The organism is Vreelandella hamiltonii (genome assembly GCF_014651775.1).
Taxonomy (GTDB): Bacteria; Pseudomonadota; Gammaproteobacteria; order Pseudomonadales; family Halomonadaceae; genus Vreelandella; species Vreelandella hamiltonii.
The window spans coordinates 19,610-30,472 of the sequence record NZ_BMXN01000034.1 but is presented as its reverse complement, the minus strand read 5'-3'; the positions used below and the strand labels follow the sequence as shown (position 1 = coordinate 30,472).

Genomic DNA, 10,863 nt, shown 5'->3' with positions numbered 1-10,863 from the left:
TGTTGGGCATGGCACTGTCTGGGTGAATGGCGATAATGGCTATATTGCCATGCAGGTCAGTGGGTTAGAAGTGCTTCCGGGGGCCGGTCTCACGGATTCAGGTTAATGAATACGGTCCAGGCCCACAGCACATTGCCATTGAGGTGGATAATGTGGAGGGAGTATGCAAAGAACTAGAAAGCGAAGGCTTGACATTTAGCACCCAAATCATTAAAGGCTCCGATCTGATCCAGCGTTTTACCGTTCGCTGCCCTAACTCTGGCGTTATGATTGAGTTTATCGAAAGGAATGAAGAAGAAGGCTTCTCTGAAAAAAATGTTGAAGACCTTTTCCGACAGCTTGAAGCAAGTGACTCTTATTAATAAAAATGCAGCAATGGCTCTGTCCAATAAAACACATATAAAGGATTGCAACATGTGTGCAGATAAATTTAAATTAAGCACGCAAGAAAAAACTCTCTTGCCTAGTAATGAAGACGTACGTTTTTATCAAAAGCACGGCTGGTTCATAACCGAGAAAATTTTTACCGATGATGAACTTAATGCTTTCGTAAAGGAAAGTCACGATTACTATGAGGGGAAAAGGGATAGGCATTTGCCAACAATCCCTCCTACCCTAGCTTATTGGGTTCCAGAAGATGGAGACGTTGCCCGCAATAATGACTATGTTCACTATGAAAGCTACACCTTTCGAAAACTATTAACAAAACCAATCATTGGAGCCATCGCTGCACGTCTCGCACAAACCGATGAAATAAGAATATGGAATAGCGCTCTCATTACCAAGCCTGCTCGGGGAGAGTTTGAGGCAGAGGGAATGTTCCGCCCAGTGGTTCCATGGCATAAAGATGCGCACTACTGGTCGACCTGCTCGTCAAACAAGCTTCTCACGGCTTTTATCAATTTTTATGACTGCTATGAAAATATGGGCGCTTTGGAAATGATTGACGGCAGCAACCGGTGGCGGGAGATTGATGCCGATGACAGTATTACTCAGCATTTTGGGAATCGCAGCGTAGATGAACTACAAACTATGCTGGAAGAAACAGCCAAACTCAACGACGACACGGTCAGAAAAATCGCCATGGTTGGAAAACGTGGTCATATCAGCTTTCATGACTGTAATACCTTCCATGGCAGCCCTCCTAACTACAGCAAAGTTGATAGAGTCTCAATTTCTCTGCACTTACAAGATGGAGCTAATAGTTACAAGCAGCATATTTTAGCCGACGGCTCAAAGTTAAAATATAATAATGATTACTTCTGCCGTTTAGACCATGCAGGCAATCCGGATTACACTGATCCAGACTTCTGCCCAAAAATCTGGAAGGAATAAGTTATGGGTGCGTCGACTCATCAGGCAAACCGAGATGAACTTATACTTCACTCATCTTTAACTGACCCATGCTTAAACACTATGACGTTCCTTAATGATATTGCCAGCCAATATCCTGAAGCAATATCGTTCGCCCCTGGTCGTCCTATAGAAAAGGACTTTAAATTCGGCGACATCAGCTTTTATATAAATATTTATATCGATCATCTTATGAAAAATGAGCATCGCTTAGAGAGCGGCGTGATAACTCAATTATTTCAATACGGCCCCTCAGAAGGATATATTCGCGCACTCATTGCTGACATGCTGAATATAACAGACGGTATTACTTGCTCCCCAGAGGATATTGTAGTCACGTCTGGTGCACAGGAGGGAATGCTACTAATTTTACGTGCTCTTTTTTCTGATAGTGACGATGTTTTACTAGTTCCTCAACCTGTTTATGTAGGCATTATTGGCGCAGCAAGATTGTTGGACATCCGTATTGAGACATTCGATATCCATGAACACGGTGTGGAAATTAGTGAAATTAAGGAAAAAATTCAAGCCACAGAAGCAGAGGGGGGAAAAGTCAAAGCCCTTTACATCAATGCGGATTTCTGCAACCCCATCGGTATATCCCTACCGCTTAATCAGCGCAAAGAGTTGGTCAAACTTGCCCGCAATTACAATCTAACCTTGTTAGAAGACAACCCTTATGGCATTTTCGGATCAGAGAGGAGTATTAATCCTACCTTGATCTCACTCGACCTGCATAATAACCACGTTGCATACCTCGGTTCGTTCTCTAAAACATTATTTCCCGGTGTACGGGTGGGGTTTATTGTTTCCAGACGATTATCCTTAGCATTAACAAAGATAAAAAGTATGCTTACACTCAACACTTCACCTATTGGTCAAGCAATTGTAGGCGGCGTACTACTGGAGTGCCAAGGGGACCTTCGACACCACTGTAAAACAAAAATAAATTTTTATCTAAATAATCTAGACGATTTACTAAATCAATTAGACGCAAGCTTTCCCGAGGGATCCCACTTACGGTCACAAATATCATGGAATCGACCTAAAGGTGGTTTTTTCCTAGTGCTCAGGCTTCCTTTCCCAGTTAATTTGTCGCTGCTAAAAATCTCTGCTGAGCAGCATGGTGTTCTTTGGACACCCATGGAAATATTTTACTCACCGCCTAGAGAGTCCAATGAAATCAGGCTCTCGTTCAGCTATCTAACCCCTGAGGAACTCAAAGAAGGAGTCATCCGGCTGAGTGACTTTATAAAAGAATGTATGGCTATAAACACGCCTAAAGCTTTTAATAAGCAAAGTAAAGGAGACGAGTATAAATGACCGCTTTTCTGTACTTCGCTTGCATTATGGTATGGGGGTCGTCATGGATTGCCATTCAAATGCAGTTGGGGGACGTACCGATACTGGCCTCTATTTTCTACCGCTTCGTAATCGCGGCCCTACTGCTTCTCCCATGCCTAATTATTATTAAAAAATTACAAAAAACAAAACCTATTGACCATCTTTGGTTTGTTGGACAAGGAGTGTGTTTCTTTTCTTTAAATTTCTTATGCTTTTATCATGCTACGCAATATATCCCCAGCGGAATTGTCGCTATCATTTTTTCCACAGTGCTGCTTTTTAATAGTATAAACCGTTGGCTATTCTTACATCAGAACACCTCACTGAGTGAATTCGCAGGAATGTTTTTTGGCGTAGCAGGCATTATTCTTTTATTCTGGCGTGAGCTGACACAGCAAATTTTCGGCGCAGATCTGTTCACTGGCATACTATTCGCGTTACTGGGAACATTGATTTTTTCATTTGGCAATATGATATCTATTCGTAACAGTTCCAAAGGCATCACTCCACTAACCAGCAATGGTTATTCTATGGGGTACGGAGCTCTGATCTTATTGTTAGCTGTTATCCTCACAGGAACGCCCTTTAAGTTCAGTTTTACTTACCAATATATTCTCAGCTTACTTTACCTTTCAGCTTTTGCATCCGTACTAGGGTTCACTATTTATTTGACTCTGGTGAATAAGATCGGCATCAATAAGGCTGCATATTGCATGGTGGCCTTCCCAGTCGTAGCGATACTGATTTCCACATTATTTGAAGACTTCCACTGGGATCCAACTACTTTTTCAGGTGTTGGCGTTATCATCTTCGGTAATTTTTTGATGGTCTCTAAGTTAGAGTGGCGCATCAAAAAACCGTCAAGAGAGCAGAGCTAACAACATTTTCAAAATTTCATACACGAATAAGGAACTATCTATGCCCGTCGTTACTATCGCCCAGTCTCCAGGCCGGACGTTGGAGCAAAAACGTGAGCTCATCAAGAAAATTACCGAAGCATTTGTCGACAGCTATAATGTCAAACCGGAATCTGTCACAATATTCCTCCAAGATTATGACGACCAAAACTGGGGCAAAGCGGGTCTATTGCATATAGACACAAAGCATACCAAGGGTTAATTTGGATATCATCCAATGCCGTTGCCTTGTTTCTTCATCAAGTATTATAGGACATACTTAATTCTCAATTGCGGGTTTTCGGCCCTAGATTCAAGCAATAAGTGCAGCACCTGCTGTGTCCAGGGCTCCTGAGTACTCTCCCAGGAACACCTGTGCCGGTATCCGGTAACCGAGTCGCTTTCGAGGGCGGTCATTGAGCTTCCTGACCACCCTGCGCAGCTCGGCATCGGTGACCTGACGGAAGTCTGTCCCCTTGGGGAAGTACTGCCTGATCAGGCCATTGGTATTCTCGTTGCTCCCACGCTGGCCGGAGCAGTAAGGGTCACGAAAGTAGATATCTGCGCTGACCGCCTGGCCAACGGCGACGTGACTGGCAAACTCGGAGCCATTGTCCAGAGTGATGGTCTTCACAGCTCCCCGGCGTGGCTTCAACAGCCGGATCATGGCCGCTTGCGTCAGGTCTGCTGAGACCCTGGGCAACCGTGCTGCCAGGAGATAACCACTACGCCGCTCTACCAGGGTGACCAGGCCCGATTGCTTGTGCCCCTGAACCACGGTGTCACCCTCCCAATGCCCGATGAAGCGGCGTTCCTCGACCTCCGCCGGGCGATGCTCGATGCCCACGCGATGGGGGATCCTGCCAAGTCCTGCGCTTTTGGCCCGGGCACGGCGTTTGCTGTGCCGCCGGGGCTGACGAAGGTGCCGCCACAGGCCGCCACCCCGGGCCTTGTCATCCCGGACCAGGGAGTAGATCCACTGGTGGCTAACGCCCACGCCAATCAAGGGGGCCATGAAGCCGCTGATCTGCTCGGGACTCCACTCCTCGCGGAGCCGTCTGGCGACGAAGTCCATCAGGCTGGGTAGGCGCTTCGTCCACTTCCAGGCGGTGCGGCGTCGATGGTCGCTACGTTGCTGGGCCTGCTCAGGGTCATACCCCTCGGGCGTCGTGTGACGACGCAGCTCCCGACTCACCGTGCTGTCATGAACACCAATAGCTCTGGCGATCTGTCGCTGGCTCATGCCTGCACACCTGTAAGCGTGAATCTGGTATCGTTGGGTCTGGGTCAGCTGTCGGTATGCCATGCTCTGCTTCACTTTGGTTGGTAAAGCAGAGAGGGCACCGGCGCTGGCCCTCCTGCTTCTACCTTGTGATCCAAAGTGCTGCGGTTATTCTATGAATCTAGGGGCCAAGGTTAACTATTGCGTCTCCAGGACAGGGAACTATGTAGTAGTTAGATGAAAAAACCATCAGGAAGCTTCGCTTGGAGATAGCTCCCTCGGCGGTGAGTCAGCAGATAGGATAGTGCTGCTGGAAGCAGCCTTGGGAGCAACCCTCATGGAACGCCAGCGCGGCGGCATACGCCCCACGCCCGTCGGCGAGATGCTGCTGGAGTACTGCGAGCGGCGCAGCGCCCTCGACGAAAGCTTCATCACGTCCCTCGAAGCCTACCAGCGCCTGGAAACCGGAACGATTTCCCTCACCGTGGGCGAAGGCTTTGTCAGCGACCTGGTGGCTTCTCCCCTGCATGAATTCACCCAGCGCTATGCGGGCATCCAGCTGGATATCCATATCGCGGGCACATCCGGCATCATCGATGCGATTGTCGAGGATCAAAGCCATATCGGGCTGATGTTCCACGAACGCACTCACCCGCAGCTGCGCTTCTGGGCCTCCAGCCCGCAGCCGTTGATGGCCATTCTGTCGCCGCATCACCCCTTGGCCGAGCAGCCCCACCCGCTCACCCTGGCACAGCTCAGCACCCAGCCCATGGCCATGTGGGACACCACCCATGGCGTGCGCCAGATGGTCGACCAGGCGTTTCAACAGGCACGCCTCGCCCCGCGCATGACCATGAACACCAACTCGATGGTGATACTGGCGCAATACGTGCGCAGCGGCATGGGGGTAACGCTGCTACCGGCGTTTGCGGTCGCCCACGACCTGGACATCGGCAGCCTTGTCGCACGCCCGGTAGACGACCCGCTGTTTCAGCGCTCCCAGGCCCACATGGTCACCCGGGTGGGCCGCCAGCAACCCAAGGCCAGCATCCTGCTGCTGCGCCACCTGCAGCGCTGGATGCAGGCCTTTCGGGACCCGGCANTGTATTCGCGCAGGCCGTCCAGACCGCTGGAGCGGCCAAAGCCGCTGTCGCCAAAGCCCCCGAACGGCGACATCACGCTGATCGCCTTGTAGCTATTGATCCATACCGTGCCCGCCCGCAGCTGCCCCGCCACGCGATGCGCTCGGGCCACGTCCTGGCTCCACACGGCACCGGCCAACCCAAACCGGGTATCATTGGCAAGCCGAATGGCCTGGGCCTCGTCATCGAATGCCATGGCGATCAGTACCGGGCCAAACACCTCCTGCTGGGCAATCTCCATGTCGGGGGTGACATTCACCAGCACCGTGGGCGCGATAAAGTAGCCCTGGGCGTCGTCAGGCAAGCCTTCCGGGCGTTTGCCCCCCGTCAGCACGCTTGCCCCTTCCGCTTCAGCGGCCTCGATCATGCGCGTCACCTGCTCGAATTGACGGCGGTTCTGCAGCGGCCCCATGCGGGTGGCTTCATCGCTGGGCAGGCCCACGTGAATCTGCTCCGCCGCGCGGGCCAGGCGGGTAGTGACCTCCTGGAAGACCGAGCGCTCGATCAGCAGCCGCGAACCCGCCACACAGCTTTGGCCCGCCGCCGCAAAGATGGCCGCCTGGGCGCCAGCCACCGCTTCATCGAGCTTGGCATCGGCGAACACGATATTGGCGGATTTGCCGCCCAGCTCCAGCACGCTGGGCACCAGGCGCCGTGCCCCCGCCTCGGCGATCAGGCGACCACTCTGGGGCGAGCCGACAAACACCAGCTTGCTGATGGCGGGATGGTCGGTCAGCGCCGCACCGGTGGTTCTGCCCAGCCCGTTGACGATGTTGATCAGCCCTTTGGGCAGGCCGCCGCTTTCCAGCCGCTGGGCAATCACCACCGAGGTGAAAGGGGTCAGCTCGGAAGGTTTCAGCACCACCCCATTGCCCGCCGCCATGGCCGGTGCCAGCTGCCAGGCACAGGTGAACATCGGCGCGTTCCAAGGCGTGATCTGCCCCACCACCCCATAAGGCACGTGGCGCACGTAGTTAAGATGCGTGGTGGGCACCGGAATCACTTCGCCGTGCTGCTTGTCGCACCAGCCAGCGTAGTATTCGAACATCTCGCGTACTTTGCCCACTTCGGCCCGGCAATCGCGAATCGGCTTCCCCGCCACCACGCTTTCCAGCTGTGCCAGCGCCTCTTCGTGGCCCTCCAGGCCCCGTATTGCCGCGTTCATTCGCCGCCCGCGCTCGCTGGCCGTCAACGCCATCCACTCGCGCTGGCCCCGCTGCGCGGCTTGCGTGGCGCGCTCGATGAGCGCCGCACCCGCATCGCGGTAGCTGACCAGCGCCTCCCCCGTCGCCGGGTTGATCAGCGTGATCTCTTCGCCTTCTCCGGCCACCAGATCACCATCGATCCAGTTGCTCAACGGCGTTTTTGCCGCTAACCCAAAGCCGTTCAGGAGTGCGGCAAGCTGGTCGCTGGCGTGTTGGCTGAGTGGGCTCATGAGTGGCTCTCCGTTTGGCGGGCACAGGCAAGAATCGGCGTGGTGATATGGTTGAAGTCGTCGCTATCGGCGGGCTGCTCCGGGCTTGCGTGCCAGGCATTCACCACCGCCTGCAGCAAGGCAAGGGGAATACCCAACTGCTCAGCGGCGTCCCGCGCCAGGCGCAGGTCCTTGCGCATCAAGCCGGTAGTAAAGCCCGAATCGAAGCGTTCGCTCAGCACCCACTCGGGGAAGTTCACCTCGCTGATGGCGCTGCGCCCCGAGCCACTGTTGATACCCGCCAGGCAGGCGGCAGGCTCGACGCCTGCCTTGGCGGCCATGGCGACGGCTTCGGCGGTCGTGAGCAGGTGCGCCGCACACAGGTAGTTGTTGGCGAGCTTCACCACGTGGCCGCTACCCGGGCCGCCCACATGGGTGCGCTTGGCCGACATGGCTTCCAGCATCGGCATCACTCGCTCCAGGGTGGCATCATCGCCGCCCAGCAGCATGCCCAGCGTGCCGTTGGCGGCGCCCTTGGGGCCGCCGCTGACCGGGGCATCCAGCCAGTGAAGGCCCGCCGCGGTGACTTTTTCGGCCAGCTCGCGGCTGACGGCGGGGTCACTGGTGGAGGTATCGACGATCACACTGCCCTTGGGGGCCAGGGCGAGCAGGCCAGGAGAGGTTTCGATCACCTCGCGCACGTGGGCAGAAGTAGGCAGCGAGAGCAGGTAGACATCGCTGGCAGGCACGGCATCCGGTGCCACCACGGCCAGGCCCAAGCCTGCGAGCCTTTCCCGCGCGGCCTCAAACAGGTCACTGCCCGTGACCTCAAAGCCGGCGGCCTGCAAGGTCAGCGCCATATTGCCGCCCATCTGGCCCAGGCCTATCACGGTAATCGATAAAGCGTGTTCGGTTTGCGACATCATCAAACTCCTTGGCATGCCATGAAACACTGAATGCGGGGTAGACGCTCCCCTACCCAGTGGGCATCAGAGAGCGAATGGATGTATTACGTCATTTTCAGACGAGCAGTGCGTTGACCAGCGCTACCCAGTAGCGCGTTCCGAGCGGTAACAGCGCATCGTTGAAGTCGTAGTGGGGGTTGTGCAGCGACGGCGAATCTTCGCCGTTGCCCATCCAGATATACGCACCTGGGCACTCGGCCAGCAGGAACGAGAAATCCTCGGAGGCCATGCTGGGCGGCGGGTTGCGCAGCACCTTGCCTTGGCCAAGCAGCCCCTCCAGCACCGTGGCGCAGTGCTGGGCATGCGCTGGGGTATTGATCGTGGCGGGGTAGCAGCGCTGGTAATCCAGTTCCACCGTCAAGCCATGGAACTCGGCCAGGCTGGCAATGGCCTGCTTGAAACGTGCTTCCAGGCGCTCTTTCAGCGCCATGTCGAAGCAGCGCAGCGTGCCGCGCAGCGCCACCTGCTCGGGAATCACGTTGAACGTGTCTCCGGCATTGATGCTGGTGATGCTCAGCACCGCCGACTTGTCCGGCGGCGTTTCACGGCTCACCAGCCCCTGCAGCTGGCTGATCAACTGGCAGCTCGCCAGCACCGTATCGGTGCCCAGGTGGGGCATCGCCGCATGGCAGCCTTTACCGGTCAGCGTCAGGCTGAAGATGTCGAACGCGGCCATGACGTCGGTATCGTGCACCGCAGCGACCCCCACCGGCAGCCCGGGCCAGTTGTGCAGCCCGTACACGGCGTCCATGGGGAAGCGTTCGAACAGGCCGTCCTCCACCATGGCACGGCCACCGCCTTCGTTCTCTTCGGCGGGTTGGAAGATGAATACCACCCGCCCCTTGAAATCGGGCTGCTGCTTCAGCGCCCAGGCCGCTCCCAGCAACATCGTGGTATGGCCATCGTGTCCGCAAGCGTGCATCTTGCCCGGCGTCTGCGAGGCGTAGGCCAGCCCGGTCTCTTCACGGATGTCCAGGGCGTCGATATCGGCCCGCAGGCCGATGGTCTTGCCTTCCCCCTGCTGGCCATCCAGGGTGGCCACCACGCCCGTGCCCGCCAAGCCCGTGGTGACATCGAAGCCCCACTGGGTGAGCAGCGACGCGATACGCGCACTGGTACGGTGCTCCTCGAAGGCGGTTTCAGGGTGCTGGTGGAAATCCTGCCGCCAGGCGGCGAGTTCAGCGCTGTCGGGTATGGTCACTGACGCAGCCATGGTTCACTCCTTAAAGCATGATGTGCGCGACGACGGCGGAGCCGATGAACGTGCCGGTGAACACCAGCAGCGCCACGATGACCAGCTTCCAGCCGGTCTGGCGGAACATGGCAAACTCACGGCCGGTCAGCGCCAGCCCGGCGTAGGCCAATACCGGCGTCACGACCGCCAGGAAATTCACCGCCGCCAATTGCGATACGATCCAGGCGCTCCCCGGAAACGAGGGCAGTGTGACCAGAATGCTCACCAGGGACACCCAGGCCACGCTGGGCAGGTAGAAGGGGCACAGACGCCCCATGACCAGGCCAATGATCACCAGCCCATAAAGAATCAGCATGCCCGGCAGCGCTTCCAGCAGCGGCGCACCGTTGACGGTATTGCTGAACCAGGCCGCCACGCAGACCGCTGCCAGCACCAGTGCGGTCTTGCCCAGCTGGTTTTCCGGGCGCAGCTCTTCCAGCGCACTCTTGTCCAGGGGTTCTGTGGTCATCTCGTTAGCCTTCATGTTGCGTCTCCTGGCGGTTACCGGTCAGGCGCTTGTACATCCACTCGGTGACGGGCAGCGCGATAAAGAGGGAGATATACAGCCCAGTGGCATAGGTCAGCAGGTTACTGGCCCCGGCAAAGGCCAGCAGCTCGTCCCGCGAGGCTGGCACTGCTTCGGCGAGGGCGGCCGAACACGCCGCCACCATGCTGCCGCTGCCCACCCCACAGGCCATGGCCAGGGCGCGGATATCGAGAATGTCCAGCGAAGCGATATAGCCCGCCATCAGCGCGAAGTAGAGCGTGCCAAACATGGTGCCCACCACGTAGACGCCCATGATGCCGATCCCTTCCGGGCTGCGCAGGCCATAACGATCCGAAATGATGGCAATATTGGGCTCACGGGCAATCGAATAGGTGGCACCGACCGCTTCACGGCCCATCTTCAGCACCAGCACCGCAAACGGCAGCGCCAGCAGCATGGTACCCAGGTTGCCCAGCTCCTGAAGGATCAGCGCAGGCCCGGCGGCGATGATCTGCTCGATGGCAGGACCAATGGTAGAGCCAAATTTGGCGATGAACGGCAGAATAGCGATCAGGATGATGGGCCCGGCCGCATGGCTGACCGGCTTGGGAATGACCTTGCCCATCGCCGAAAACAGATGCGGATTGAGCAGCACGCCGATCACGAAGGCGTAAAGCAGAGGGAGTAACAAGAGCGTTCCTGGCCCCAGCGGCATGCGTACGATGCCTATCCATTCCGACAACATCGACGTCACGATCACCGTGAGGTGCAGACGCCAGTCCAGCAGCAGTTTGAGATCCATGGGA

General features: G+C 56.0%; 10 protein-coding genes and 1 pseudogene. 5 read left to right on the top strand and 6 right to left on the bottom strand.

The features are described from left to right. Window positions 1-288: 288 nt before the first annotated feature. Genes IE091_RS17345 through IE091_RS17330 form a run of 4 tightly spaced genes read left to right on the top strand, consistent with a single transcriptional unit; the run spans window position 289 to window position 3,816 of the window. Window positions 289-1,335, top strand: a complete 1,047-nt coding sequence (locus tag IE091_RS17345; protein ID WP_229800886.1) for a phytanoyl-CoA dioxygenase family protein — start codon at window positions 289-291, stop codon at window positions 1,333-1,335. 3 nt (window positions 1,336-1,338) lie between these two features. Next, window positions 1,339-2,676 (top strand): aminotransferase-like domain-containing protein, encoded by a 1,338-nt coding sequence (locus IE091_RS17340; RefSeq protein WP_189464222.1) that lies wholly within the window; start codon window positions 1,339-1,341, stop codon window positions 2,674-2,676. Then, window positions 2,673-3,575 carry a DMT family transporter gene (locus IE091_RS17335; protein ID WP_096921784.1) on the top strand — a complete coding sequence of 301 codons (903 nt, stop codon included), beginning with the start codon at window positions 2,673-2,675 and terminating at the stop codon, window positions 3,573-3,575. Before IE091_RS17340 ends, IE091_RS17335 begins: the two co-directional genes overlap by 4 nt. Window positions 3,576-3,615: 40 nt before the next feature. After that, complete coding sequence (locus tag IE091_RS17330; RefSeq protein ID WP_096921783.1) at window positions 3,616-3,816, top strand: tautomerase family protein; 201 nt, start codon at window positions 3,616-3,618, stop codon at window positions 3,814-3,816. Between the two features lie 90 nt (window positions 3,817-3,906). On the opposite strand, the gene IE091_RS17325 is transcribed toward IE091_RS17330, so the two are convergent. Continuing rightward, entirely contained in the window at window positions 3,907-4,899 is a 993-nt protein-coding gene (locus tag IE091_RS17325) for an IS30 family transposase (protein WP_189464221.1), read from the bottom strand. Between the two features lie 253 nt (window positions 4,900-5,152). Here IE091_RS17325 and IE091_RS17320 point away from each other — a divergent pair. Continuing rightward, a pseudogene (locus tag IE091_RS17320) lies at window positions 5,153-5,836 on the top strand (LysR substrate-binding domain-containing protein); the annotation flags it as partial. On the opposite strand, the gene IE091_RS17315 reads toward IE091_RS17320, so the two are convergent. From IE091_RS17315 to IE091_RS17295, 5 genes are all read right to left on the bottom strand, one after another. Continuing rightward, window positions 5,806-7,392, bottom strand: a complete 1,587-nt coding sequence (locus IE091_RS17315; RefSeq protein WP_229800884.1) for an aldehyde dehydrogenase family protein — start codon at window positions 7,390-7,392, stop codon at window positions 5,806-5,808. The pseudogene IE091_RS17320 and the gene IE091_RS17315 sit on opposite strands and share 31 nt — an antisense overlap. Further along, a complete protein-coding gene (locus tag IE091_RS17310) occupies window positions 7,389-8,294 on the bottom strand; it encodes an NAD(P)-dependent oxidoreductase (protein WP_189464220.1) in 906 nt (301 codons plus the stop codon). Before IE091_RS17310 ends, IE091_RS17315 begins: the two co-directional genes overlap by 4 nt. A gap of 97 nt (window positions 8,295-8,391) precedes the next feature. Then, a complete protein-coding gene (locus IE091_RS17305) occupies window positions 8,392-9,549 on the bottom strand; it encodes a M20 aminoacylase family protein (protein ID WP_058577671.1) in 1,158 nt (385 codons plus the stop codon). 10 nt (window positions 9,550-9,559) lie between these two features. Beyond that, window positions 9,560-10,054, bottom strand: a complete 495-nt coding sequence (locus IE091_RS17300) for a hypothetical protein (RefSeq protein WP_084123778.1) — start codon at window positions 10,052-10,054, stop codon at window positions 9,560-9,562. Then, window positions 10,044-10,859 carry a DUF3100 domain-containing protein gene (locus IE091_RS17295; RefSeq protein ID WP_039178913.1) on the bottom strand — a complete coding sequence of 272 codons (816 nt, stop codon included), beginning with the start codon at window positions 10,857-10,859 and terminating at the stop codon, window positions 10,044-10,046. The genes IE091_RS17300 and IE091_RS17295 overlap by 11 nt, the downstream gene beginning before the upstream one ends. Window positions 10,860-10,863 lie beyond the last annotated feature (4 nt).

What these genes read in the sequence shown, in the direction of transcription:
- IE091_RS17335 (WP_096921784.1), top strand. Translation starts at nt 2,673, where the DNA reads ATGACCGCTTTTCTGTACTTCGCTTGCATTATGGTATGGGGGTCGTCA.
- IE091_RS17325 (WP_189464221.1), bottom strand. Translation starts at nt 4,899, where the DNA reads ATGGCATACCGACAGCTGACCCAGACCCAACGATACCAGATTCACGCT.
- IE091_RS17300 (WP_084123778.1), bottom strand. Translation starts at nt 10,054, where the DNA reads ATGAAGGCTAACGAGATGACCACAGAACCCCTGGACAAGAGTGCGCTG.
- IE091_RS17345 (WP_229800886.1), top strand. Translation starts at nt 289, where the DNA reads ATGAAGAAGAAGGCTTCTCTGAAAAAAATGTTGAAGACCTTTTCCGAC.
- IE091_RS17340 (WP_189464222.1), top strand. Translation starts at nt 1,339, where the DNA reads ATGGGTGCGTCGACTCATCAGGCAAACCGAGATGAACTTATACTTCAC.
- IE091_RS17330 (WP_096921783.1), top strand. Translation starts at nt 3,616, where the DNA reads ATGCCCGTCGTTACTATCGCCCAGTCTCCAGGCCGGACGTTGGAGCAA.
- IE091_RS17295 (WP_039178913.1), bottom strand. Translation starts at nt 10,859, where the DNA reads ATGGATCTCAAACTGCTGCTGGACTGGCGTCTGCACCTCACGGTGATC.
- IE091_RS17305 (WP_058577671.1), bottom strand. Translation starts at nt 9,549, where the DNA reads ATGGCTGCGTCAGTGACCATACCCGACAGCGCTGAACTCGCCGCCTGG.
- IE091_RS17310 (WP_189464220.1), bottom strand. Translation starts at nt 8,294, where the DNA reads ATGTCGCAAACCGAACACGCTTTATCGATTACCGTGATAGGCCTGGGC.